Genomic DNA, 24,462 nt, shown 5'->3' on the forward strand with positions numbered 1-24,462 from the left:
ACAATGACCAAAGGCAGCAATTTCTGGGTGATCGGCGGCGAGTTCGGCTCGATGAACTTCCACAAGCTCGTGGAAGGCTCGGCCCAGGTCAAAGGTCCGTTCAAGACCCGCAAGGAGGCCGAAGACTGCTGGAAGGAAGTCTCGGAAGAGAGCCGCCACAAGGCCGGTGTCCGCTTCTCGATCGTGGAAGAGCCGTCGCGCGTCTCGGCCTGACGCCCTGACTTAAGAAGACGTCCAAGGACGGATGGTCCCATCCAGGCCCTGCCTGGGTGGGATCGTCTGTTTTTGGCACAGGTGAAACGGCTGTGGGCGCCGTAAGTATCTGGAATTGTGGGGCCTTTGCGGAGGATGTGGTTGCTGATAGGTTAATGGCGGATAGTCGAGGACAAGGCCGACAATGTCAGAGCCCGAAACCAGCGGGATCCATCCCGGCCAGCCGCGCCCGGTGCGGCTGCGCGATGCGCTGCTGCGCGCCCGGATCGAGGCCGCCGACCGGACCGGCGTGGTCGTCGACTTGCGGGACGCCGAGGTGGCGCGTCTGGAGATCCTCAACGATGCGCTCGATCCGCTGTTCGCGCAGGTGCCTGATCGGATCGACCTGTTCGACCGCGGCATCAGCCAGGGCGATACGCCGAGACTGTGGATCGACGTCGTCGCCCACATCGTGATGGGGCGCGACAAGCGGATGTACCGCTTCGTCCAGGACACCCGCTTCGGCCGCATCGTGCTCGCCGAATCGCACGACACCGTCGTGATCGTCGAGGCCGTCACCGACTATGTCGCGCGCCGCATGGTCGAGCGCGAGCACGCGTTGGTGGTACCGCCCGAAGCGAAGCCCGAGGTCGCGCCGCCGCCGCGCCGCTCGCGCCTCTGGCCGTTCGTGTTCGGCTTCGTCCTCGGCGCTGCCGCCTTGTTCGGCGTCGCCGTGGTCGCGGCCTTGCGGAGCTGGTGAGGCGTTCTGCGCCGTCATTGCGAGGAGCTCGCGACAAAATTGCGAAGCAATTTTGCGCTGATGCGACGAAGCAATCCAGGCTGCTTCTGCGGAGAAATTCCTGGATTGTTTCGCTACGCTCGCAATGACAGCGGGTCTAAATCAACCTCACATGCTTGATCTGCCCGATCTGAAATCCTGCCCCGAGGCTCCGCACCGTCTGCTCGCAGCGCCAGCCGGCATTGTCCTTCTCGATCGTGAACAGATTATATGCCGCCGCGGGGGTGCGCCCGTGCGCGAGCGCGGAAGCAGAGGGCACGCCGAGCGCAGGAATGTTGCCGTTGGGGCCATCGAACCACATCGTCGAATGGATATGGTCGTGTCCGTGCAGGATCAGCTCGACGCCGTGGCGCTTGAGCAGCGCCAGCAGCGCGGCCGAATCTGTCATCCGTTTCTGCCGCGCGTGGGACCTCAGGGGATGGTGCACCAGCAGCACGCGGAAGACGTCTTCAGTCGCGAGCCGTTCGAGCACTGTTCCGAGCGAGGCGAGCTGATCGCGCCCGAGCGTGCCGGTCGCCATCAGCGGCAAGGTCGGCACCGCCGTCGACAGGCTGATCAGCGCGAGCGGTCCGCGCCGGCGCACGGACGGAAAACCAATGCTGCCGTCGTCGCCCGCAAGATAGGGGCCAAACGTCTCGCCGAAGCGATGCGAGGTGGCGCGGACATAGGCGTCGTGATTGCCGGGAATCGCAGTGACGCGGTCGGGCGGGCCGACGCCGTCGAGCCAGGCGCGGGCAGGAGCGAACTCGGCTTCCAGTGCCAGGTTGACGAGATCGCCCGTCACTGCGATGTGGTCGGGCGCCTGCGCCTTCATGTCGGCGACCAGCGCGTCGAGCACCTCGCGGCGCTGATACTTGTGGCGGTTGCGCGTCCAGTTGACATAGCCGAGCACGCGCTTGCCCGCGAGCTCGCGCAGCCGCGGCTTCGGCAGGGGCGCTAGGTGCGGATCGGACAGATGGGCGAGCGTGAAGGGGGCCAGCGTGTTGGGAGTCATGGCGCGCGATTGCCTCGCTATTGCTCAGCTGTAATGGCAAGGTCGCGAGGAACGCGCAAGCAGAGCCTGAACCGCGGCGTCGAGGAAGCGTGATGGGAGAACGTCTGAACCGGATCCGACGGAAATGCGAGCCGCTGCTGCGGCGGCTCTTCCACGCCTATTTCCTGATCGTCCGCGGCATGACGCTCGGCGTCCGCGCCGTGGTGCTGGATGCCGACAACCGGGTGTTCCTGGTCCGGCACAGCTACGTCAGCGGCTGGCACCTGCCCGGCGGTGGCGTCGATCACGGCGAGACCATGGAACAGGCGATGCGGCGCGAGCTCAAGGAGGAGGGCGACATCGACCTCACCGGAGCAGCCAGGCTGCACGGCATCTTCCTCAACAGCCACGTCTCCCGCCGCGACCACGTCGCGGTCTATGTGGTCAGGCAGTTCAGGCAGGAATGCGTCCCTGAGCCAAACCGCGAGATCGTCGAATGCGGGTTCTTCGCGATCACGGCGCTGCCCGAGGGGACGACGCGCGGTACGCTGCTGCGGATCGCGGAAGTACTTGACGGCAGCCCCCTGATTGCGACGTGGCGCTGAGGGCGGCCTGTGCTAGGAAGCGGCTGAAAAGGCCGCCATGGACACCGCATGACCTCAATGCAACTTCGCATCGCGGTGCTGGTGCCCTGCTACAATGAGGAAGCGGCGGTCGCGACCGTCATTGCCGATTTCCGCAAGGCGCTCCCCTTGGCCGAGATCTATGTCTACGACAACAATTCGCGCGACCGTACCGCCGCCGCGTGTTCTCACGCCGCTTCGTCAAATCCTTTCCGGTCCTCTCCGACGGATTCGAGATCGAGACCACCATGCTGAAGCTTTATCGCTCGGAGCGGCCGTTGCGCTTCTTCACGGCGATCGGAATCCTGCTGGCGCTGACTTCGGTGATCCTCGCGATCCCGATCGTGATCACCTTCATCGAGACCGGCCTCGTGCCGCGCCTGCCCACCGCCGTGCTGTCGATGGGCTTGATGATCATGGCCCTGCTGTCGGTGTCGTCGGGGCTCGTGCTCGACACGGTGACGCGAGGGCGGCGGGAAATGAAGATGCTGACCTATCTGCCCCAACCGACCTTGAAAAGGAGCTGAACGCCTTCGCTGCCCGATGGACCGCGCTGCGTTCAGGTGCTATCCCGCGATTGCCATGACCGATCTCTCACTGACCATCCTTCCCGAGGCCGCCGGCGACGCCCAGTCGATCGAGCGGCTGCATGAACGCACCTTCGGTCCCGGCCGCTTCGTGCTCAGCGCCTACCGGATTCGCGAGCACGTCGACCATCTGCTCGAACTTTCCTTCACCGCCCGCATCGGCACGCTGCTGGTCGGCTCCGTCAGGCAATTGCCGGTTCTGGTCGGCGACACGCCGGCGCTGCTGCTCGGACCGCTCACGGTCGAGCCGCCGTTCCGCGGCCGCGGTGTCGGCCGTCTGTTGATGGAGCGTGCGCTCAAGGACGCGAAGGCGAAGGGTCACCGTCTCGTGCTGCTGGTCGGCGACGAGCCCTATTACAGCCGCGTCGGCTTCAAGCCGGTCCCGAAGGGCCGCGTCACCATGCCGGGCCCGGTCGACGCCGCGCGCATCCTGGTGTTCGAGCTCGTCGACGGCGCCTTCGAGGGCGTATCGGGCCCGGTGGGTCCCGACTGGAGCAAGGCGCGGCGGTAGCTGCAGCGCGTGCGGAGACGTAGCCCGGATGAGCGTAGCGACATCCGGAAATCGTGTCGTCGCAGATGCACTGCCCCGGATATCGCTACGCTCTCATCCGGGCTACGACGCTAAAAATTGGATCGTCGTAAATTAAATCTGGAATGGACGTTATAGATGGGCGCGCAACGGCGAGCGACCTTGCGTTGGGCTCCGTACAATTGCGGGCGACGCTCGCCGTCGGTTGCGCATACTTGCGCCAGTTGCGTTCCAAATGCGGTTTGAAGCCCTAACGAAAGTCCATCGCGCAGCGCAGGAAAAATTAGTTCTGCGATATAATTATAATGACTCGGCGGTAAAAATTTAAATAGGCTGGGAAAGTAGAAAATTAAAAAAATAAATGGGAGGAATAGAGAGAATGGAAACCGTACGTCGCTTGCGCGCAATGGCGGCACTGTGCCGGCAGACTGCAGCGCATCGTCCCGATCGAAGCTGGAAGCTGCTCGCGGAAGCTGAGTATTGGGACCATTTGGCCAATGATGCACTTCCCGATTGTCTTGAACAGGGAACAGATAGTTCGCTCCAACCAGTCGGAGACGATCCGGGTATGGCGCAATCACCGGCCGGTATGGTGGTGAATGCTGTTCCTGTAGGCGGCCCGGTCATCGCCTGATCATGCCAACGGTTTCCATTCCCTCCGGGTTCAGGGAATCATCTCCATCTTTGGCACTCCTCTTGCTGCGCTATGTGCAGACCACGGCCCCGCAGCGGGCTGCCTTGGATTGGGGCGATCACATGCAGCCAACGCGCCGCAGCGGCGCAAACGCAAGCCGGCAAGGCCGAGATCAAAGCGAGGCGTCCCGGCCGAAGATGCAGCTGCATCTCCGACCGGCTTGCCGCGTGAGGTCAGAACTTGAAGTTCGCAAACGCCCGCACGCCGATGCCGGGCATCAACACCTCGTCCTTGGTGTAGGACACCGAGTTGCGGATGTTCTCGTTGAGGAGATTGTTGCCGACGATGCCGGCCATCATCTCGCGGGCGCCGAACCAGTTGCGGTCGAGCCTGGTCTTGTAGCTGACCTCGGCCTTCAACAGATTATAACCCGCCGTCGGCGTCTCCGCGATCACGGCGACGTTGTTCTGCGCGAAGGCGTGCAGCAGGTTGACGCGCATCAGCCAGTTGTCGTCGCGCCAGAACACGCCGCCGCCCATCCGCATGGGCGGAATCCGGGGCACGTTGGTGCCGTCGCTGAAGGTGGCGCGGACGAAGTCGAACTGGTTCTCGATGCCCCAGATGCCGCCCTGGAAGGCGCCGACGTCGAGCTGCGACTGGAATTCGCCGCCGCGGAAGTTCGCATTGCGTTGCGAGTAGACCGCCTGGTTGAGCTCGGCGCCCGGCGCGCCGCAGGATGCAAAGTCATCGTCGCAGGACATGCCGGTGAGGCGGCGATAGATGAAATTGTCGAAATGCGTGTAGTAGACCGTCGCCTCGAAGCGGAACGGCCCCGTCGCCCTGCGCACGCCGAGCTCGACCGACTTCGCGGTCTCGATGGTGAGGTTCGGATTGCCGATGTCGAACGTCGCAGTCGCATCATGTCCACCACGCGAAAACAGCTCGGCCGCCTTCGGCGCGCGCTCGACATATTGCGCGGTAATGCTGCCGACCATGCCGCCCGGCAGGTCCTGCAACAGGCCGATGCTGCCGCTCTTCGGCGTGAATGACAGATTGCGCGCGATCGCCGCCTGCGGTGCGCCATTGGGCAAATAATCGGCCGGGAAGTCCGGCGTCGTGCCGTGCAGCTCGACATGCTCGATGCGGCCGGCGATCTGCGCCCGCGTCGCCTCCGTGAATTTGAACTCGTTGAAGGCGTAACCGGCAACGCGCGTGCTGTTATTCGGGTCCCACAGGCCGTTGAACAACGTGCCGGGATTGTCCGGGCTGGACGCGCTCAATTCCTGATGGCCGACCTGGAAGCCCAGCGCCGTCGTCACCTCGGCGAAGCGGGCGTTGAACGGCATCAGCTGTACCTCGGTGCGGATCTCCTGCTCCTTGTTGGTGAAGGTCTGGCGTATGCCGGCGCTGTTGAGGTCGGCGGGATCGGCAAGGCCGATCTCGTTGTGGCGGTAGTCGGTCGCGCCGGCCCAGAAGCGGACGGTGTCAATCGCGGTCGCGTCGGGATGGTACTCGCCCTTGACGTTGATCTTGGTCTGGTGGCCGTCGATCCGCGTTTGGTGGTCGGCGCCGTCGATGCCGGGGATGTGGTAGAGCGAGTCGTTCTGCGTGATCGACGCACCGATATAGCCGCCCTGGAAGAAGTAGGAGCCGCCGATCGAGGCACCGTCCGAACGCGTCGCCGAGTTCGGCTGGCGGCCATTCACCGGCCGCGTCTGGTCGAAGAGATACGGATAGCTCGGAATGCTGTAGTCCGAGGTCGTGCGGCCATAGGCGTCGGCATGGAAGGCAAAATTGCCGCCGCCGGTGTCGAGCAGCACGCCGCTTTCGACGCCGCGGTCGACCGAAGAGAACGCGGTGCGCGTCTCGGCGGTGACGCAAGGCGATGTCGCGGCGCTCGCGAGCGGAGCTTTGGTCGGCATGCCGTAGGTCTGGAACGACGGCGCGCAACTCGGCATCGCGTCCGGGATCCGGTTGTTGGTGGCGCTGACGACGCCGCCGATCGAGGTCGAGCCATAGCGCAGCGCGGCAGGCCCCCGCACCACCTCGATCTGGTTGGTGGCGAGCGGATCGATCGGGACGAAATGATCCTCGCCGAGGTCGGAGGCGCCGCTGGCATTGGTGCCGTTCTCGACGATGCCGACGCGGTTGACATCGAGGCCGCGGATGATCGGCCGGCTGGAGGCGCCCGGCGCGAAGCTCGAGCCGGTGATGCCGGGCTTGGAGAACAGGAGATCGCCGAGCTGGCCGCCGCCCTCGCGGCGGATCTCCTCGTTCGGGACCACGGTGACCGTCGCGAACTGGTTGGTCACGACAGGCAGCACGCCCTGCTGGGGTGCGGCAGGCGCTTGGGCCGCCGGCGTTGCTTCCGCCGCTTGCTCGCGGTTGCGCACCCGCGCGGTCCGCGTGCTGCGGCCCGCGTTGCGGGACGGCACCACCGCTCTGCGCACGATCGGGCTCGGCGCCGTCACGGTGACGGCGGGGATCTCGGTCGACGATTTGTCTTGCGCAGCCGTTTGAGCGAAAGCGGGCGTGGCGGCGGCGCCGAGCAGGAGCAGGCTTGCTCCGCCAAGACGCTGCGCGCGTCGCAATTGAAATGACATGATCCTGATTCCAGCCAGGCCGTCCGCATGATTGTCTGCTGATCGGATACGGCCTGCCGTCGCAGCGCGACGGAATTCGACTTCAACTTCTCCCAGGCGTTCGCCGATGCGCGCGGCTGGGCGTGATCAAACGTTGGAGGTCAGGATGCGGGAGGAGCGCGGGGCTGGAATGCCGTGCCGGCCGATCTCAGATGGATGAATTCGGCATCTAAGGTGCGGTGGAGCAGTTCGATCGCCTGTGGCAGCAGCAGCACCGGCGGCGTTGCCGATACGACGCTGCCCGCCATCGCAATGATGGCGCAGATGGCGCAATTCTCGTCGCCCGGATGCTCCGGGCCGGGGCTTGAGGGCGATTGCTTGTGAACCGCCGTGCGGTCGATCGCAGCAATGCTCTTCGCGCTCGCCTTGGCGCTGTCGGTCTGCTGCAGCGTGGCTTGAGCAAGGGGAGCAGCCTGGGCGAACCAATGGCTGTGGCCGAACGTCAGCGCGAACTGCACCAGCATCGCGAACAACGCGAGCCGGGCGCCGTGCCTGATCTTCGACCGGAACCACTTCATCTGAAAACGCCACCCCCACGCCGGGGCGCCAATCCCAGGACGCCGCGATGTTATAGTGTAACATCGCCAGATCGGTTCACGGATGTCAACGGCGGGCGGATCGGCGCATGCAGACGGCCGACCCGATGTGTCGTTCCGGCAACTAGCGCCCCTCGCGGACCCAGGTCGCGGCGAACGCGCCGAGCAGCAGCAGAAGGCCGATCAGGCCGGCGAAGATCGGCAGCACGCCGACGCCTTTCACCACGCTGGCATCGCGCATCCGCACGCCCATCCAACCGTCGCCGGCAAAGACGCCCACTGAGCGCACCGGCAGGATGCGCGGCAGCTCGACGCTGGCGCCACTCGCCACGCGCACGGCGTTGCCGCCGGTCGCCTGCGTAAGCGGCTTCAACGTCTCGGTGGTGGAGGTGACTTCCGAAAACTCCTTCGGATTGGTCGGGCCGACATTGATCAGCGCCTTTAGCGTGCCGTCGGTGGCCTGCCAGAGGCCGAGCTCGCTCGCCGGCAGGCTGGCGCGCCATTGGCCGGGATCACCGGGGCTCAGCGTCAGATCACGCGACACGCCCGACGGCGAGGTCACGCTCACCGGCTGGACGCTATCGGCCATGGTCTGGCGCACCACGACGAGGTCCTTGCCCTGCACCTGGAGACGCAGCGCCTCCTCGTCGAGATCGGGCTGCTTCATCAGCCAATGTGACATCCGCCTGAGCAGATCGAGATGCGGGCCGCCGCCCTCATAGCCGCGCGCCCACAGCCAGATGTGATCGGACAGCAGCAGCGCGACGCGGCCCTCGCCGAAGCGCGACAGGAACAAGAGCGGCTTGCCGTCCGCCCCCGTCATCACGGGCGGGTTGACGGAATTGCGGGTGTCGACGGTGCGGAAGAACCGGCTCCAGCGCGGCGGCTCGCTCGCGGAGCCTTCCAGGCCACGCGTGACGGGGTGGCGTTTCCCAAGGTCGGACAGATGCGCGTAGAACGGCTTTTCGGTCACGCCGACGGGTTCTGCCGGCAGCACCGAGTCCAGCGGCGTGCGCCAGATGCTGGTGTTGGAGGCATAGTCGGGACCGGCCGACACCAGCACGGCACCGCCTGAACGGACATAGCGGGCCATGTTGTCGAAATAGGGCAGCGGCAGCACGCCCTGGCGGGCATAGCGGTCGAAGATGATCAGCTGGAATTCGTTGATCTTCTGCTGGAACAATTCGCGGGTCGGAAACGCGATCAGCGACAATTCGTTGATCGGCGTGCCGTCCTGTTTCTCCGGCGGACGGAGGATGGTGAAATGCACGAGGTCGACGCTGGCGTCGGACTTGAGCAGATTGCGCCAGGTGCGCTCGCCGGAGTGCGGTTCGCCCGAGACCAGCAGCACGCGCAGCTTGTCGCGCACGCCGTCGATGGCGACGACGGCACGGTTGTTCACCGGCGTCAATTCGCGTTCGAGCGGCGAGGCCTCGATCTCGACGATGTTCGGGCCGGCATGCTTGATGTCGACGTCGACGCTCGCGGCCTGGCCGCTCGAGAGCGTGCGCTCGTTGATGACCTCGCCGTCGCGGCGGACCGTGACCTTGGCGCGCTCGCCGGAGACGCCCTGGTCGTCGAGGCGGTAGCTGATGGTCTGGGGCTGCCCGACGATGCCGAAGCGCGGCGCCGCCGTGATCGCGATGCGGCGGTCGCGCTCGTCCTTCTGTCCGGTGATCAGCGCGTGCACCGGCGCCTGGAAGCCGAGCGCGGCGGCGTTCGCCGGAACGTCGTGGACGCGGCCGTCGGTGATCAGGAATGCGCCGGCGACGCGGTCGACCGGCACGTCCGACAAGGCCGAGGCGAGCGCGCCGAACATTTTGGTGCCGTCGGTCTCGCCATCGGCCTGTCCGGCGTCGACGACGCGGACTTCGAGGCCCTTGATCTTCTTCAGGCTGTCGACCAGCGCCTCCTGCGCTTGCGCGGCCTCGCGGTTGCGATTGCCGAAATTCTGGCTCGGGCTCTTGTCGACGACGACGGCGGCAACCGAGGTGAGGGGATCGCGGTCCTCGCGGGTGAAGGAGGGATTGGAGAGCGCCAGCAGGAACAGCGCCAGCGCGGCGACGCGCACGGCAGCGCCACGTGCGCGCGCGAGCAGCAGCACGAGCGCGACGATGACGATCGCGCCGAGCGCGAGCCAGAGCACGATCGCGGGGACAAGCGGCGTGAACGCGATGCCGTAATTCATGACGAACTTCTATTTGTTGTGAGCATGATCTCGCCGGAAAACCGGCTTCCACTTTTCCGGATCATGCTCATTGCCCCAGCCTTTCGATCAGGGCCGGTGCGTGCACCTGGTCGGCCTTGTAGTTGCCGGTCAGGGTGTACATCACGATGTTGGCGCCGGCGCGGTAGGCGAATTCGCGCTGGCGGGGGTCGCCGCCGGTCACCGGCAGCATGGCCTGGCCGTCGGGCCGCACGGCCCAGGCGCCGGCAAGATCGTTCGAGGTGATGATGATCGGCGAGACGCCGTCGCCGCCGCGCGCCGGCCGCTGTGCGCTGTCCTCGTCCTCGTCGCGCGGCAGGGTCTCGACCCAGGTCTGGCCGGTGGCGAAGCGGCCGGGGAAGTCGCGCAGCAGATAGAACGTCTTGGTCAGCACGTGCTCGCGCGGCACCGGCTCGAGCTCGGGCACGTCGAGCGACGACAGGATCTCGCGCAGCGTCTGCATGCCCGGGGTCTGTGCCGCGCCGTTCGCGCCGGCCGGGGCTTCGATCGCATCGCGCGTGTCGAACAGCACGGTGCCGCCCTGCTTCATGTAGGCGTCGATCCTGTTGATGGCGTCCTGCGGTGGCTTGGGCGCGCCCGGCACGATCGGCCAGTAGATCAGCGGGAAGAAGGCGAGCTCGTCGCGCGCGGGATCGACCCCGACGGGATCGCCGGCCTCGAGCGCGGTGCGCTGGGCCAGGAACAGCGTCAGCCCGTTCATCCCCGCTTTGACGATGGAATCGACATCGGCATTGCCCGTTACGACATAGGCGAGGCGGGTTTGCGATACCGCCTTCATCGCGAACTCGTCGGACGCGCCATCGGCGCGCGCCGGCGTGGGCGCGAGTGCCGGAAGGCCTGCGAGCACGAGCCCGAGTACGATCATCGCAGGCGCGGCGCGGCGGCGCAGCAGCGCGGCGATTCCGCCGCCGAGCACCGCGACGATGATGGCGTCGATCAGAAACAATGCGAGCGCCGTCGACAGCAGCCAGCCGCGCAAGTCGCGCGGCTCGGCATTGGTGTAGGTGGCGTGCCGCGCGCGCAGGCTCGCGGTATTGAGGGCCGCGATACGGTCGGCGCTGGCAAGCGTGTTCACGGCGAGCGGTCCTTCGGCCGGACCATAGAAGCCCGGCGGATGATCGGGTGTGGCGCGGTCGCGATAATCCGCGGGCAGCGGCTTGGCGGTCGCCGGCGGCGGACCGAAGGCGCCGAAACCGTCGAGCATGTGCAGCGGCGCCACTGTTTCAGTGGTCGCTTCGCTCGCAACCCCTGCGCCGGGCTTGGACGTGTAGCCGGACATATCGACGACGCGCCTCAGCATTTCGACGAAGGTGCCGGACATCGGCAGATCCGACCAGCGCATGTCGGCGCTGACGTGGAACAGGCTCACGAGGCCCTTGCCGCGATGCTCGCCGGTCACCAGCGGCGTGCCGTCTTCCAGCGAGGCCCAGCTCTTGGTGGCGAGCACCGCGTCGGGCTCGGCCAGCACCTGGCGGCTCACGGTGACGTCCTTGGGAACCGCGACGCCGGCAAACGGACCGTCGGCGGCGAAGGAGGCCAGATGCTGCGGCTTCTCCCAGGTCAGGCTGCCGCCGAGCGTGCGGCCGCCCTTGCGCAGCTTGACCGGCACGAGATCGTCCTCGGCCTGCGCCAGCCGGGGACCTGCGAACCGCACCAGCACGCCGCCCTGGTCGATCCAGGCATTGACGCGCTCGCGCAGCTCGGGGGCGATGGTGCCGACATCGGCAAGGATGATCATCGGCAGCTTCTGGTCCAGAAATTGTGTGATGCCCTGCTGCGGCGAGCCCTTGTCGGCGAGCCTGACGTCGGCGAACGGCGCCAGCGCGCGGGTGAGGTAGAAGGTCGGCGCCAGCAGCGGCTGTGCGGTCTCGCTGGTCGCGCCCGAAACGATGCCGATGGCGCGGCGGCGCCAGCGCTTGTCGAGCAGCTGCACCGCGCCGGCGGAGCGCTCGCCCGATATCTCCAGCCGCGTGATGTCGTTGCGCAGCTCGACCGGCAGATCGAACGCGGCGTCGGTCTCCTTGTCCTGCGGGCCGAACGTATAACGGGCTTCTCCGATCGGGGAGGCCTTCTGGTCCAGCGCGCGCACGGTGCCGACGGCGATGCCGCTGTCGGTACGCAGCACTTTCACCGTCATCCTGGCGGCGGCGTTCTCGGCCGCAACCAGCGCCAGCGGCGAGGAGGTGCCGCCTTCGAACACGGTCAGGCTGCGATCGCCGATGGTCTTGCCGAGGCCTTGCACGAAGTCCTCGCCGCGGCCGGTATCGACGCCGTCGGACAGCCAGGCGATCTCGCAGTCGCCGGTGGCTTTCAGGAAACGGTCGATCGCGGTCAGCGTCTCGACGCGGTCGATCGAATAGGGTTTTGGTGCGAGCTGGCGCAGCGCGACGCGCGCGGCGCCCGCCGGCATCAGGGTGATGTCGCGGTTCGGCTCGGACAGCGGCACCAGCGCGATGGCGCGGCGGTCGTTGTCGGCGTTGGCAATCAGCTCGTCGGCGGCCCTGATCCTGACGTCCCAGTGCGATGCGGCGCTCCAGCCGTCGTCGAACATGATCATCAGCGGCGCCTTGCTGCCGGCGAGGCCTGTTTGCGGATTCCAGATCGGGCCGGCGGCGGCGAAAATGACGAGCGCCGCCGCCAGGAGCCGCAATGCGGTCAGCCACCATGGCGTCCGCGAGGGCGTCTCTTCCCTTGGCGCAATGTCGAACAGCAGGCGGGTCGGCGGAAACTCGATGCGGCGCGGCCGCGGCGGCATCACGCGCAGCAGCCACCACAGCACCGGAAGGCTGACGAGCCCGATCAGGAGCAGCGGTTCGGTGAATGCGAGCGGCAATCCCATCATGCGGCCGGCCCCGCCTTGATGATCGTGGTGCGGGCACCCGACTTGCTCACCTGCATGCCGGCATGCAGGAACAGCAGCAGTTCGGCGGCGGAGCGATCGGTGGCGTGCGTCGTGAACAGCCAGTCGAGCTTGCCCGTTTCGGCGCGGATCTGGTCGCGATGCAGCGTGAGCCGCGCGGTGTAATCCTGCGCCCAGCTCTCGGCGCGGCCGGCTGTGATCACGCCGAACCCTTCCGGCTCGACGAACTCGACGCGGCCGGAATAGGGGAACGACTCTTCGGCGGGATCGACGATTTGCACCAGCGTGCCGTGCGCGCCCGAGCCGGACAGCCCTGCGAGCGTGGCCCTGATCTCGGAGATCGGCGACCAGAAATCCGACAGCACGATCGTCTCGGCGAGCGCAGCCGGCACGAAGGACGGCGGCAGGCTGAGACGATCGGCATCGTCATGCAGCATTGCCTGCGCCATCTTGTCGATGACGCTGCGGCTCGCCGTCGGCGCCATCAGCCCGGGAATGCCGACCCGTTCGCCGCCGGAGACCAGCAGCTCGGCCAGCGCGAAGGCGACGATCAGCGTGCGTTCGAGCTTGGACTCGCGCGCGGACTTCGAGGCGAACGTCATCGAGGGCGAGCGGTCGGGCCAGATCCAGACCGTGTGCGAGGCTTCCCATTCGAGCTCGCGGACATAGAGATGGTCGTCGCGCGCCGAGCGGCGCCAGTCGACGTTCTGGGCCGGTTCGCCGGAAACGAAACGGCGATATTGCCAGAAATTCTCGCCGGAGCCGGCGCGGCGCCGACCATGCAGGCCGTGGATCACGTTGGCGGCGATGCGGCGGGCTTCGAGCACCAGGCGCGGCAAGGAAGCTGCGAGCGTGCGGCTTTCGCCATCGGCACGTCGGATCGCAATGATCTCCTTCGCCGTGTGCCCGTTCTCCGCTGCCATCAACCGATCCGTGTCTTCAATTGCCGGATCACGTCCGGAATCGTGCGGCCTTCGGCGCGCGCCTGGAACGTCAGCGCCATGCGGTGCTTCAGCACGGGCTCGGCGAGGTCGAGCACGTCGTCGACCGAGGGCGCCAGGCGTCCGTCGATCAGCGCACGCGCGCGCACCGCCAGCATCAAGGATTGGCTGGCGCGCGGGCCGGGGCCCCAGGCGATGAACTTGCCGGCTTCACCGGCGTCCGGACCCGGGCGGGCCGAACGCACCAGCGACAGGATCGCCTCCACGACGGAATCGCCGACCGGCAGGCGGCGGATCAGCCGCTGCGCGGTGATCAGCGCATCCGCGGTCATCGATCCCCTCGCCAGCGTTTCCTCGGCGCCGGTGGTCTCGAACAGGATGCGGCGCTCGGCGTCGCGATCGGGATAGTCGACGTCGATCTCCATCAGGAAGCGGTCGAGCTGCGCTTCGGGCAGCGGATAGGTGCCTTCCTGCTCCAGCGGATTCTGCGTCGCGAGCACGTGGAACGGCTTTGGCAGATCGTGGCGCGCACCGGCGACGGTGATGTGCTGCTCCTGCATCGCCTGCAGCAGCGCCGACTGCGTCCGCGGGCTGGCGCGGTTGATCTCGTCGGCCATCAAGAGCTGCGCGAACACGGGACCGGCAATGAAGCGGAAGGCGCGCCTGCCCGCGGTGCTCTCGTCCAGCACTTCGGCGCCGAGAATGTCCGACGGCATCAGGTCGGGCGTGAACTGGATGCGCTTGGCATCGAGACCGAGCGTGACGCCGAGCGTCTCGACCAGCTTGGTCTTGGCAAGGCCGGGCACGCCGATCAGCAGCGCATGGCCGCCGGAGAGGATGGTGACCAGCGTATTCTCGATCACGCGATCCTGGCCGAAGATGACGGACGCGATCGCCTCTTTCGCCGCGCGGATCTGGCTCGACACCTGTTCGGCCGAACGGACGATCCCGTCCTCGAGTTTCTCGACACTCTCCGCCATTCGCTCGCTCCTTCAGCCTGCCACGCGGCTTGCGTCGTGAAGTCATCGCATCACGCCACGCCGCGTCATCACGCTAGATCATGGGCCCTATGCTAGACTTGCAGGAAGGCCATGTATTCGTTGAATTAACCTATCCCCACCTTATCGGCTTCGGGTTATGTACGGCATCACGAAGTGGCGACCTCCCACACCGGACCAATCCGGGATGGAACCGACCACCAATGCACAACGTAGACCTGCACCAATCGTGCCAACGACAAAGTCAGGGCAAACCATGGCGAACCAAGGGCAAGGCGCCGATCGCGGTCTCGAGGGGCTGACTGCCGCGGCCAAAAGCGCCGCCAATGCCGAAGGCGCCAAAAAGGGCCTGCCTCCGGTGCATCTGTGGAATCCGCCGTTTTGCGGCGATCTCGACATCCGAATCGCTTCCGATGGTACTTGGTTCTACATGGGCACGCCAATCGGGCGTCCCGCACTGGTGCGGCTGTTTTCGACCATCCTGAAGCGCGAGGGCGACAAGCATTTCCTGGTCACGCCGGTGGAGAAGGTCGGCATCCGCGTCGATGACGCGCCGTTCATGGCGGTCGAGATGCTGAGGGATGGCGAGGGCAGCCATCGCGTGCTGCGCTTCCGCACCAATGTCGACGACTGGGTCCCTTGCGATGCCGCGCACCGGCTGCGCTTCGAGCAGGCCAGGGACGGCGGCCTGACGCCATACTTGCATGTCCGCGCCGATCTCTGGGCCAAGGTCACGCGGGCGCTCTATTACGATCTGGTTGACATGGGTGAGGAGCGGATGGTCGATGACCAGCCGATGTTCGGCGTCGAATCATCAGGCGAATTCTTCGCCATGGCCGATGCGGAGCAGGTGAGGGCCGCGCTTTGAACAAGCCTATCTTGAAGGATGATCCGGTCGCGATCGGCGCGGCGGATTTCTTTGCGCGCTCCCGGGCCAAGCTTGATTTCGACGTGCCGGCCGGTCTCTACGATCCCAACATCATACCCGCCTCGGGTGATCCCGGCACCGACAAGATGCTTGAGATCATCGCGCGCGAGCAGCCGGTGCGCCCCGCAGCGGTCCTGATCGCGGTGGTCGACCATCCCGAGCCGACCATCCTGTTGACGCAGCGCTCGGCGCATCTGAACGACCATGCCGGCCAGATCGCCTTTCCCGGCGGCAAGATCGACGCGACCGACTCTTCGCCGCTGGACGCGGCGCTGCGCGAGGCCGAGGAGGAGGTCGGGCTGTCCAGAGACTTCGTCGAGCCGCTCGGCTATCTCGATCTCTACGGCACCGCATTCGGCTTCCGCATCCTGCCGACGGTCGCAAGGGTGCGGCCGGGCTTTTCGCTCACCATCAACCATTCCGAGGTTGATGACGCCTTCGAGGTGCCGCTATCCTTCCTGATGAATCCGGTGAACCATCAGGTGCACAGCAAGGAATTCCGCGGCACGCCGCGCTCCTACTACGCGATGCCGTTCGCGGAACGCTACATCTGGGGTGCGACGGCCGGAATGCTGCGTGTGCTGTATGAGCGGATCTATTCGTCATGATCCGGACGGTTCTGACCGAGATCGGAATCTTCCTCATTCCCTTTGCCGTCTACGCGCTGTTCCTGGCCGCGACGCGCTCCGGCCTGTTCGCGCGTTCGTCCTGGCCGGTTGCGATCGTCGCACGCCTTGCGCTGGCGGCGATCGTGCTTGTCATCGCGGGCCTGATCGGGCTTGCGCACTTCTCCGGCGCGCCGCCGGATTCGACCTACGTTCCCGCCCATATCGAGAACGGCAGGCTCGTGCCCGGCGTGGAAAAATAGGGGCAGCACGATGAGCGCGGAGCCGATACTTGCCGATGCGCCCTGGCTGATCGCAGGCGGGACCGCGCGCGTCCTGCAATTGCTCAATGCTGATGGCGAGGAGGCGCGGGTGGTCGGCGGCGCCGTGCGCAACGCGCTGCTCGGTCTTGTGCCCGGCGACATCGACATCGCGACCACGGCGCGGCCGGAGGAGGTGATGCGGCGCGCCAAGGCTGCCGGCATCAAGAGCGTGCCGACCGGCATCGATCACGGCACCGTCACCCTGGTGATCGACAGCCACCCCTATGAAGTCACCACCCTGCGTGAGGACACCGAGACCTTCGGCCGCAAGGCCAAGGTCGCGTTCGGCCGCGACTGGGTGAAGGACGCCGAGCGGCGCGACTTCACCATGAACGGCCTGTCGGTCGATGCGGCGGGCGTCGTCCACGACCATGTCGGCGGCATCGCGGATGCGAAAGCGCGCCGCGTGCGCTTTATCGGCGATCCCGACCAGCGCATCGCCGAGGATTACTTGCGCATCCTGCGCTTCTTCCGCATTCACGCCGCCTTCGGCGCCGGCGAGCCCGACCGCGACGGCTATCTCGCCTGCATCCGGGGACGAGCGGGCCTCGCCAGCCTGTCGGCCGAGCGGGTGCGGATGGAGATGCTGAAGCTGCTGGTGACATCAGGCACATCCGCGGCCGCGCTGGCCATGGCCGATGGCGGATTGCTGCAGGCGCTGACCGGTGGTGTCGTCTATACCGGTCCGCTGACGACGATGATTGCGATCGAGCGCGAGCTCGGCCTCACCGCGAGCACCACGCGACGCCTCGCCGCGCTGACCGTCGCCGTGACCGAAGATGCCAAGCGCGTCGCCGCGCGCTTGCGGCTCTCCAATGCCGAGACCAAGGCGCTGGATTCGATGGGCCATCGCTGGTGGCGTCTCGCCACCAAGGACGAGGCCAACGCACGGCGGCTGCTCTACCGGCTCGGCGCGGAGCGCTATCACGATCGTGTGTTGCTGGGATGGGCGCGGGCCGGCGGCGACGTCACCTCAATGCGCTGGCGCGCGCTCGCCGAGCTGCCGCAGCGCTGGACCGCGCCGAAATTTCCGTTGAAAGCCGCGGATTTCATCGCGCGAGGCCTCGCCGAAGGACCTGCGCTCGGACATGTGTTGACGCTCGCCGAGGACGCTTGGCTTGCGGCGGATTTTCCCCTAGATGAAGCCGCGCTCGCTTCCATCGCCGATCAAGCTGCGGCCCGCATCAGCCGCGACGAGAGAACGTGACCATCGTCTCAGGCTTCGCCGATATCTCGATTTTCCAGCTCCTGCTGGTAGCAACGATGGCGTTGTTTGCTTCGATCATCGGTGGTCTCGCCGGCTACGGTACCGGCGCCCTGATGCCACTGGTGCTGGTGCCGCTGGTCGGCGCCGAGCCCGTGGTGCCGATCATCGCGATCTCCGCGATGCTCACCAATTCGAGCCGTGCGCTCGCCTATATTCGTTACGCCGACCGCCGCCGCGCGCTGATCGTGCTCGCTTGCGCAGGCGTGACGACGGCGCTCGGCGCTTACGGCTATACGCGCCTCACCAATGCCGGCGCGGCGCTCGTGATCGGCGCCATGCTGATCCTGAGCGTGCCGCTGCGCCGCGTGCTTCGCCGCCGAAAGGTCAAGATCGGAGACAGCGGCCTTGCCGCCGGCTCGGTCGGTTACGGCGTCTTGGTCGGCGGCACCTCCGGCTCCGGCGTGATCCTGCTCTCGCTCTTGATGGCCGCCGGCTTAGAGGGCGCCGCCGTGATCGCGACCGACGCGATGATCTCGCTCGGCACCGGCCTCATCAAGATCTCCGTGTTCGGTCTCGCCGGCGCGGTCACCGCGCAGGTGCTCGCCTTCGCGCTGCTGATCGGCGCGATCGCGATCCCCGGTGCATTCCTGGCAAAAGCCTTCGTCGAGCGGATGCCGGTGCACACCCACACCGTGATCCTCGACGTGGCCGTCATCACCGGCGGGCTGGTGATGATCTCGGCTGCGGTGAGGCAACTGATCGCGTAGATATCCCTGCTCAGCGACGACAATGAATCGCAAGGAATGGTTCGCTCGTCGTTCGTTTTATGGTGGTCAACGCGCCTGTCCGACGGTCGCGGTCTTGTTGGGCTCGCCGTGACTCGCGGTATGCACGTCGCTGTCACCGACCCAGCGTGCAAGCATGATGGCCAGGGCAAACATGAACGCGATGATCGCTATGCGCTGCATGCGATGTAAATGCCGAATGGCCCTACAAGGGTTGCGTTCCCCGCCGTGTCGGAGGTTGTAGGAACCGGTAGGCCGTCCACTATCGGAAGTGCAATCAAGGCAAAAGGAGCTTTGTTCCAAGCGGAGCCTTTCACCGCGCAAGGTGTTGCGGAGAGGAACCAGGGAGATCGGAGCAGGTTGCTTCGTCAACGACATGGGAGGACGCGCATGGATATGAAGGAAGCCTCGGCAATGACGGAAGCGTCTGGGCTGACGAACGAGCCCAGTGCCGTCAAGCAGTCGTCCGGCCGACCGTCGGCCTCGTCGCCGGAAACAACGGGCCGTCGGCCGTCTTCGTCGGACTTCGCGATGAAATGGGCCGACCAGTTGCGCGAGACAACTGTGAAGGCGCCTTTGCGCTCGCTCCTTGTCGCATTTCTTCTTGGCGCCTGGTTCGTGCGCCGGCACTAGGTTGCGAGCCTTCAAGGCGAGACGATCGACGACCTCGAAACTTGCTGGTGATGTGGAGGGGAGGATGAAGCTCTTTGTGATCACGGCGGCCATCCTGCTAGGCGGCATCTCGTTCGCGATTGCGCAGAGTTCAGGAGGCGGTTCGGGTGGTTCGTCATCCGCTGGCGGTGCAACCGGGACTAGCGGCACCAGTGGTTCGACGCTTTCGAATGGGACCACGCTCAACGGAACAGGCGGTTCGCCAGGCCCCAACACGTCCAATGCGAAAAGCCACCGCACCACGGGTGAGAAACTCGGCGCAGCGGCTCCCGATCAGGACGGCGGTGGCTCTCGATCGACGTACAACACTCCAGCTGCAGACGCCGCCGTCCGGCAACTTGGAAACACCAACCCTGGCATCCTGAGCAAGTAGAGCAGTGGGCTCCACGCGCCCTCACGATTTGTTCTGGTTCGCCTCGACATATCGTGCGAAGTTGTCGAGGATCGCCTGCCAACCGCCTTGCTGCTGCTCGACCGAGTGCGTCGGCTCGCTATCGAAGACGACGCGGACGACGATGCCCTTCGGGCCGGGCACGAACTCGATCTCGGCTTTTCGATCGCCAAATACGTATTCGATCCGCTCGTGTTCGACGATTTTCGTGTAGGTGCCGGCGAAGTCAAAGCCCATGCTGCCGTCCTTGGCCTCCATCCGGGACGAGAAGGCACCACCTTCTCGTAGCTCGACGGTAGCCTTGGTCGTATGCCAGTCGTCGGACGCGGTATTCCACGTCACGATGTCGGCCGGCGTCGTATAGGCCTGCCAGACCTGATCGATAGGGGCCGCTACGCTGGTTTCGACGGTGATCCTCATGGGCATTGCTCCAGTTCGATTTCGACAGCTCGAGGTGACGACATCACGTCACGTTTGCAGGGTCCATTGTCGGCACTTCCGAGAAGTGTCCATCCAAGGACGGTCGAGGCCAACTCGTGCCGACATGGTCGAGCCATCAATGCGTCAGAAAAATACAAAAAGAGTGGGTAGTGGGTAGGATGGGTTGAGCCCTTGCGAAACCCATCGTTTCCTTCTGTGGGCGGAGAAGCGGACATCAGGCGCGCCGGAGCCGGGCAGTCCGGATCAGGATGCGGTCGTAGGCGTGCCTACTCTTCGTCCGCGTCGTCTTCTTCTTCGTCCTCCTCCTCTTCCACCTGCACGAGCGCGGCCAGCGGCAGCGTTTCGCGGAAGAGGTCGCCTTCCATGCCCATCCAGAGGCAGAGCACGTCGTTCTCCTTCACCTCCGCGACCGTCAGCGGTTGGCCGCCGGATTTCAGCATCACGACATCGCCGGCTTTCAATTCCATGGATTATTCCTTTCGAGTGATCGACCCGGAAGGGAACCTAGCAAGCGGTCATGACAGGCCGATCACGCAGGCCGGCTACGACGGGAAATTCCGCCGAAGAGTTGGCGGCGCGGAGGGGCCACGAAGTCCTGTTCAAATCAGAAGAGACGTGAGGCATCGATGCTTGAACAACAACCTGATCGCATCACAGCGCGCTGAGAAGGCGGATGCAGGTCACACGGAAGCTTGTCCATCGCGAACGTCGACGATGACATTATGCCCCTGTTTTGCCCGACGCATCAAGCGGATTTCGCAAAATCAGCAAATCCTTGATCTTGCAGCGGCCGGCTACTGTGCATGGGGTTGTTTTTCAGTTTTTGTTTGGCGGCCCCGGTCAGGGCCGGCCCGGTACCAGTTCGGTCAGCGAGCGGATGATGCGGTCGGGCTTCACGGTCGAGCCTTCCGGCAGGCCGTCGCCATGCACGTCGATCCAGATCGAATAGATGCCGAGGCGCTGCGGGGTCACGACTTCCCATTCCAGATTGTCGCCGATCATCCAGGTGTCCTCCGCGGTGACGCCGAGCGCCTCCATCGCGTGCAGATAGGCGCGCTCCTCGGGCTTGCCGAAGCCGTGCTCGCCCTCGATCTGGATGTGGTGGAAGCGGTGCGCCAGCTCGAAGCGTTCGACCTTGGCGCGCTGGGTGTCGGCGGCACCGTTGGTCACCAGCGCGAGCTTGATGCCGAGCGCCTTCAATTCGTCGATCGCTTCATGCGCGCCGGGGAAGACGAACATCTCCTCCTCGCGATAGGCGGTGAAGCGGTCGGCGAGGCGAATGGCGAGCTCGTCGGGCAGGGGGCGATGGCCGGCGGCTGCGAGCGCGGCAAAACCGCCCTTGACCGTCAGGTGCCGCGCCTCGGCGAGCTTCATCCGCCATGCGGCTTCGGCATTGGCCCAGAAGTTTCGCGCGAAGGCGAGCACGGCGGTTGCGACCAGCGCTGGCGGCAGCGGCGCAAGCTCCTCGGCGAATTCGTTCGCAATCGTGTTCCAGGCGATCTCGGGCCGGCCATAGGCCGACAGGATGGTGTCGTCCATGTCGATCAGCATGGCGCGGGGGAGCAGCTTGGAGGCGGGCCGCATCGTCGTCATGGCCATTTCACCTCGGGCGGCATCGACGACAGGATCGACTCGACATTGCCGCCGGTCTTGAGCCCGAAGATGGTGCCGCGATCATAGAGCAGGTTGAACTCGACATAGCGGCCGCGCCGGATCAATTGCTCCTCGCGGTCCGCAGCGGTCCAGGCGCTCGCGAAATTGCGCCTGACGATGTCAGGGTAGATCTTCAGGAAGGCGCGGCCGACATCCTGCGTGAAGGCAAGGTCCGCGTCCCAGTCGCCGCTGTCGTGCCAGTCGTAGAAGATGCCGCCGATGCCGCGCGCCTCTTTGCGGTGCGGCAGGTAGAAATACTCGTCGCACCATGTCTTGTACTTGTCGTAATCGGCAACGCCGCTGTGCTGGTTGCAGGCCTGTTTCATCGCGGCGTGGAAGGCGATGGTGTCGGCGTCCTCCTGCGTCCGCCGACGATCCAGCACCGGCGTGAGATCGGCGCCGCCGCCGAACCAGGCTTTTGTGGTGACGACGAAGCGGGTGTTCATGTGCACCGCGGGCACGCTCGGATTGCGCATATGCGCGATCAGCGAGATGCCGGAGGCCCAGAATTTTGGATCGTCCGCGGCGCCGGGGATCTGGGCCCGAAATTCGGGCGCGAACTCGCCATGCACGGTCGAGCAGTGCACACCGACCTTCTCGAACAGCCGGCCATGCATCATCGACATCACGCCGCCACCTCCGGCCGCGCCGGTATGGTCGGTGCGCTGCCAAGGCGTGCGCTTGAAGCGGCCGGCTGCGCCCGGATAGAGGCTTTGCGGGGCGTCGTCCTCGAGCCGCTCGAAGCTCGCACAGATGTCGTCGCGCAAGGCTTCGAACCAGGCGCGAGCATGGGCCTTGCGGTCTTCGATCGTCGAACTGTCCATCTGCATTCCCGGTCGCGTCCCAAGCGGAGTGTGCCGTAGGGTGGGCAAAGGCGCCCTTGCGCCGTGCCCACGTCTTTTACCGTCATCTCGAAGGGTGGGCACGCTACGCTTTGCCCACCCTACCAACCTGTCCCTATCTGATGCCGAGCGACTTATGCGTCTGTACGCTGAGCCGCCATTGCGGATGGTGCAGGCAATAGTCGATCGCGCGCGCGGTGTTCTCGATGACCTCGGGGCCGTCCATCGGCTGCAGCGAGAAGCGTTCGAAGGCGAGATGCTCGAAGGCTTCAGGCGCGGCGAGGGCCTGCGGATAGACCAGCTTCAGCTCGTGGCCCTGGCGCAGCACCAGCTCGCTGCCGCCCTTGGGGCTGACGCAGATCCAGTCGAGGCCCTCGGGGGCTTCGATCGTGCCGTTGGTCTCGACGCCGATCTCGAAGCCGCGCGCATGCAGCGCCTCGATCAGCGCGGCGTCGACCTGGAGCAGCGGCTCGCCGCCAGTGAGCACCACGTAGCGGTTGGCGGTGGACGCCGTCCATTGCGCGGCAATGGTGTCGGCGAGGTCCGCGGCCGAGGCATAGCGGCCGCCGAGCGTGCCGTCGGTGCCGACGAAATCCGTATCGCAGAATTTGCAGGTGGCCTCGCTGCGGTCCGCCTCGCGCCCGCTCCAGAGATTGCAGCCGGCAAAACGGCAGAACACGGACGCGCGCCCGGCATGGGCGCCTTCGCCTTGCAGGGTCAGGAAGATTTCCTTGACCGCGTAACCCAATGGTCTCTCCTTAAACCTTCAAACTTGCGGGACCCGGATCTGCCGCAGCGCCTCGCCGGCGGCCATCGCCGCGGTCATGGCCACGTTGAGCGACCGCAACCCCGCTTTGATCGGAATCACCAGCCGCGCATCGGCGGCCTCGACCACCGCGTCGGTGACGCCAGCGCTCTCGCGCCCGAATAGCAGGATGTCCGACGTCTGGTAACGGAAATCGCGATAGTCGGTGGCGGCCTTGGTGGTGAACAGCAGCAGGCGGTAGCCATGCGCGGCGCGCCAGTCCTCGAATTTCTCCCAGGAGTCGTGCCTGACGATGCTGACATGCCCGAGGTAATCCATTCCCGCCCGGCGGAACGCGCGGTCGGAGACCGGGAACCCCGCCGGTTCGATGATATGGGCGTCCAGTCCCAGGCAGGCGCAGAGCCTGAGAATCGTGCCGGTGTTCTGAGGGATGTCGGGTTGGAAAAGCGCTATCTGCATCGGTGGCGGCGGTTCGGTTGTGGAGCGGAAATGTCTCAATAAAACATCGCCTGCCCGGGAATTCGTGCATTGCACGCTCCCGCGCCGATAGCGGGCTTGCGCTCGCCCGGCAAGGGTGCCAATAGAACGATTCTGGACTGCTGTTTCGCCTGTTTAGAGGTGGATAAGCGAAGTTCTGCCGCCGCGGGGGGCCGCGGGCGCCGGCAGCCTTTCCGGGGACCTCATGGGCGCCCCCTGGAGCGGTTCCACCGGTCGCATAAGAAGAAAGGGTTGGAATCGTGACGACAGCGTCTTCGGCGGACCATCCGACACGCCGTGATTTCTTATTCGTTGCAACCGGGGCAGCTGCAGCAGTAGGCGGCGCTGCCGCGCTCTGGCCCTTCATCTCCCAAATGAATCCTGACGCCTCGACCATCGCCGCCGGTGCGCCGATCGAGGTCGATCTCAGCCCGGTCGCCGAAGGCCAGGACATCAAGGTGTTCTGGCGCGGCAAGCCGATCTACATCAGCCACCGCACCAAGAAGCAGATCGACGAGGCGCGCGCCGTCAACGTGGCGAGCCTGCCCGATCCGCAGTCCGACGAAGCCCGGGTCAAGTCCGGCCACGAGCAGTGGCTGGTCGTGATCGGCATCTGCACCCATCTCGGCTGCATCCCGATCGCTCATGAAGGCAGCTACGACGGCTTCTTCTGCCCCTGCCATGGTTCGCAGTACGATTCGTCCGGCCGCATCCGCCAGGGGCCCGCGCCCGCAAACCTGCCGGTGCCGCCGTACCAGTTCGTTTCCGACACCAAAATCCAGATCGGCTGAGCTTCGGGCCTTCGTCCGAAGCTTCGCGCCGTCTCGTCGT

General features: G+C 65.7%; 27 protein-coding genes and 1 pseudogene. 14 read left to right on the forward strand and 14 right to left on the reverse strand.

Translation table 11 applies throughout. The annotated features are described in order from the left end of the window. Positions 1-3 precede the first annotated feature (3 nt). Both IVA79_RS28280 and IVA79_RS28285 read left to right on the forward strand, forming a co-directional pair. Positions 4-213, forward strand: coding sequence for a hypothetical protein (locus tag IVA79_RS28280; RefSeq protein WP_028134831.1), 210 nt, complete (start codon positions 4-6; stop codon positions 211-213). Between the two features lie 184 nt (positions 214-397). Continuing rightward, complete coding sequence (locus tag IVA79_RS28285; RefSeq protein ID WP_247559213.1) at positions 398-952, forward strand: hypothetical protein; 555 nt, start codon at positions 398-400, stop codon at positions 950-952. A gap of 136 nt (positions 953-1,088) precedes the next feature. Here IVA79_RS28285 and IVA79_RS28290 read toward each other — a convergent pair whose 3' ends face one another. Then, a complete protein-coding gene (locus IVA79_RS28290; RefSeq protein ID WP_247559722.1) occupies positions 1,089-1,970 on the reverse strand; it encodes a metallophosphoesterase in 882 nt (293 codons plus the stop codon). 107 nt (positions 1,971-2,077) lie between these two features. Between IVA79_RS28290 and IVA79_RS28295 the strand changes: the two genes are divergently transcribed. The 4 genes and pseudogenes from IVA79_RS28295 (at position 2,078) to IVA79_RS28310 (ending at position 4,337) form a co-directional block, all read left to right on the forward strand. Further along, complete coding sequence (locus IVA79_RS28295; protein WP_247559215.1) at positions 2,078-2,569, forward strand: NUDIX domain-containing protein; 492 nt, start codon at positions 2,078-2,080, stop codon at positions 2,567-2,569. Positions 2,570-2,617: 48 nt separating this feature from the next. Beyond that, positions 2,618-3,114 (forward strand): annotated as a pseudogene (locus IVA79_RS28300) (glycosyltransferase). A 55-nt stretch (positions 3,115-3,169) separates the two neighbouring features. After that, complete coding sequence (locus tag IVA79_RS28305; protein WP_247559217.1) at positions 3,170-3,685, forward strand: N-acetyltransferase; 516 nt, start codon at positions 3,170-3,172, stop codon at positions 3,683-3,685. A 397-nt stretch (positions 3,686-4,082) separates the two neighbouring features. Beyond that, on the forward strand, positions 4,083-4,337 hold the full coding sequence (locus tag IVA79_RS28310) for a hypothetical protein (RefSeq protein WP_247559219.1): 255 nt from the start codon (positions 4,083-4,085) through the stop codon (positions 4,335-4,337). A 233-nt stretch (positions 4,338-4,570) separates the two neighbouring features. On the opposite strand, the gene IVA79_RS28315 is transcribed toward IVA79_RS28310, so the two are convergent. The 6 genes from IVA79_RS28315 to IVA79_RS28340 form a co-directional block, all read right to left on the reverse strand. After that, positions 4,571-6,940, reverse strand: a complete 2,370-nt coding sequence (locus IVA79_RS28315) for a TonB-dependent receptor (RefSeq protein ID WP_247559221.1) — start codon at positions 6,938-6,940, stop codon at positions 4,571-4,573. 140 nt (positions 6,941-7,080) lie between these two features. Beyond that, positions 7,081-7,497, reverse strand: coding sequence for a DUF2946 family protein (locus IVA79_RS28320; RefSeq protein ID WP_247559223.1), 417 nt, complete (start codon positions 7,495-7,497; stop codon positions 7,081-7,083). 142 nt (positions 7,498-7,639) lie between these two features. Then, entirely contained in the window at positions 7,640-9,703 is a 2,064-nt protein-coding gene (locus IVA79_RS28325; protein ID WP_247559225.1) for a hypothetical protein, read from the reverse strand. Positions 9,704-9,770: 67 nt separating this feature from the next. Next, positions 9,771-12,584 carry a DUF4159 domain-containing protein gene (locus tag IVA79_RS28330; RefSeq protein WP_247559227.1) on the reverse strand — a complete coding sequence of 938 codons (2,814 nt, stop codon included), beginning with the start codon at positions 12,582-12,584 and terminating at the stop codon, positions 9,771-9,773. Further along, entirely contained in the window at positions 12,581-13,525 is a 945-nt protein-coding gene (locus IVA79_RS28335) for a DUF58 domain-containing protein (protein ID WP_247559229.1), read from the reverse strand. The genes IVA79_RS28330 and IVA79_RS28335 overlap by 4 nt, the downstream gene beginning before the upstream one ends. Next, a complete protein-coding gene (locus tag IVA79_RS28340) occupies positions 13,525-14,523 on the reverse strand; it encodes a MoxR family ATPase (protein ID WP_092261549.1) in 999 nt (332 codons plus the stop codon). Before IVA79_RS28340 ends, IVA79_RS28335 begins: the two co-directional genes overlap by 1 nt. A gap of 274 nt (positions 14,524-14,797) precedes the next feature. Between IVA79_RS28340 and IVA79_RS28345 the strand changes: the two genes are divergently transcribed. Genes IVA79_RS28345 through IVA79_RS28365 form a run of 5 tightly spaced genes read left to right on the forward strand, consistent with a single transcriptional unit; the run spans position 14,798 to position 18,371 of the window. Further along, positions 14,798-15,409 (forward strand): DUF1285 domain-containing protein, encoded by a 612-nt coding sequence (locus IVA79_RS28345; RefSeq protein ID WP_247559232.1) that lies wholly within the window; start codon positions 14,798-14,800, stop codon positions 15,407-15,409. Then, positions 15,406-16,077, forward strand: a complete 672-nt coding sequence (locus tag IVA79_RS28350) for a CoA pyrophosphatase (RefSeq protein ID WP_247559234.1) — start codon at positions 15,406-15,408, stop codon at positions 16,075-16,077. Before IVA79_RS28345 ends, IVA79_RS28350 begins: the two co-directional genes overlap by 4 nt. After that, on the forward strand, positions 16,074-16,337 hold the full coding sequence (locus tag IVA79_RS28355; RefSeq protein WP_247559236.1) for a DUF6111 family protein: 264 nt from the start codon (positions 16,074-16,076) through the stop codon (positions 16,335-16,337). The genes IVA79_RS28350 and IVA79_RS28355 overlap by 4 nt, the downstream gene beginning before the upstream one ends. 10 nt (positions 16,338-16,347) lie before the next feature. Next, positions 16,348-17,604 carry a CCA tRNA nucleotidyltransferase gene (locus IVA79_RS28360; RefSeq protein WP_247559238.1) on the forward strand — a complete coding sequence of 419 codons (1,257 nt, stop codon included), beginning with the start codon at positions 16,348-16,350 and terminating at the stop codon, positions 17,602-17,604. Then, positions 17,601-18,371, forward strand: a complete 771-nt coding sequence (locus IVA79_RS28365; protein WP_247559240.1) for a sulfite exporter TauE/SafE family protein — start codon at positions 17,601-17,603, stop codon at positions 18,369-18,371. The genes IVA79_RS28360 and IVA79_RS28365 overlap by 4 nt, the downstream gene beginning before the upstream one ends. Before the next feature lie 66 nt (positions 18,372-18,437). Here IVA79_RS28365 and IVA79_RS36855 read toward each other — a convergent pair whose 3' ends face one another. Continuing rightward, positions 18,438-18,572 carry a hypothetical protein gene (locus IVA79_RS36855; RefSeq protein WP_256465664.1) on the reverse strand — a complete coding sequence of 45 codons (135 nt, stop codon included), beginning with the start codon at positions 18,570-18,572 and terminating at the stop codon, positions 18,438-18,440. 207 nt (positions 18,573-18,779) lie between these two features. On the opposite strand from IVA79_RS36855, the gene IVA79_RS28370 reads away from it, so the two are divergent. Further along, positions 18,780-19,022 (forward strand): hypothetical protein, encoded by a 243-nt coding sequence (locus tag IVA79_RS28370; RefSeq protein WP_247559242.1) that lies wholly within the window; start codon positions 18,780-18,782, stop codon positions 19,020-19,022. 64 nt (positions 19,023-19,086) lie between these two features. Continuing rightward, positions 19,087-19,434 (forward strand): hypothetical protein, encoded by a 348-nt coding sequence (locus IVA79_RS28375; protein ID WP_247559244.1) that lies wholly within the window; start codon positions 19,087-19,089, stop codon positions 19,432-19,434. A gap of 21 nt (positions 19,435-19,455) precedes the next feature. Here the strand turns inward: IVA79_RS28375 and IVA79_RS28380 are convergent, their stop codons facing one another. The 6 genes from IVA79_RS28380 to IVA79_RS28405 form a co-directional block, all read right to left on the reverse strand. Continuing rightward, positions 19,456-19,872: an SRPBCC family protein gene (locus IVA79_RS28380; RefSeq protein WP_247559246.1), complete on the reverse strand. Its 417-nt coding sequence runs from the start codon at positions 19,870-19,872 to the stop codon at positions 19,456-19,458. A gap of 287 nt (positions 19,873-20,159) precedes the next feature. Further along, positions 20,160-20,360 carry a DUF2158 domain-containing protein gene (locus tag IVA79_RS28385; protein ID WP_247559248.1) on the reverse strand — a complete coding sequence of 67 codons (201 nt, stop codon included), beginning with the start codon at positions 20,358-20,360 and terminating at the stop codon, positions 20,160-20,162. A 373-nt stretch (positions 20,361-20,733) separates the two neighbouring features. Then, the gene (locus IVA79_RS28390) at positions 20,734-21,492 is read right to left on the reverse strand and encodes an HAD family hydrolase (protein ID WP_247559250.1); all 759 of its coding nucleotides are present in this window, start codon (positions 21,490-21,492) and stop codon (positions 20,734-20,736) included. After that, on the reverse strand, positions 21,483-22,370 hold the full coding sequence (gene hemF / locus IVA79_RS28395; protein WP_247559252.1) for an oxygen-dependent coproporphyrinogen oxidase: 888 nt from the start codon (positions 22,368-22,370) through the stop codon (positions 21,483-21,485). The genes IVA79_RS28390 and hemF overlap by 10 nt, the downstream gene beginning before the upstream one ends. Before the next feature lie 133 nt (positions 22,371-22,503). After that, positions 22,504-23,136, reverse strand: a complete 633-nt coding sequence (queE, locus tag IVA79_RS28400; RefSeq protein ID WP_247559254.1) for a 7-carboxy-7-deazaguanine synthase — start codon at positions 23,134-23,136, stop codon at positions 22,504-22,506. Between the two features lie 18 nt (positions 23,137-23,154). Then, positions 23,155-23,613 carry a tRNA (cytidine(34)-2'-O)-methyltransferase gene (locus IVA79_RS28405; RefSeq protein WP_247559724.1) on the reverse strand — a complete coding sequence of 153 codons (459 nt, stop codon included), beginning with the start codon at positions 23,611-23,613 and terminating at the stop codon, positions 23,155-23,157. A gap of 278 nt (positions 23,614-23,891) precedes the next feature. Here IVA79_RS28405 and petA point away from each other — a divergent pair, with 278 nt between their 5' ends. Continuing rightward, positions 23,892-24,422 (forward strand): ubiquinol-cytochrome c reductase iron-sulfur subunit, encoded by a 531-nt coding sequence (gene petA, locus IVA79_RS28410; protein ID WP_018323306.1) that lies wholly within the window; start codon positions 23,892-23,894, stop codon positions 24,420-24,422. Positions 24,423-24,462: the final 40 nt, after the last annotated feature.

This window comes from Bradyrhizobium sp. 138 (assembly GCF_023074075.1).
GTDB lineage: Bacteria > Pseudomonadota > Alphaproteobacteria > Rhizobiales > Xanthobacteraceae > Bradyrhizobium.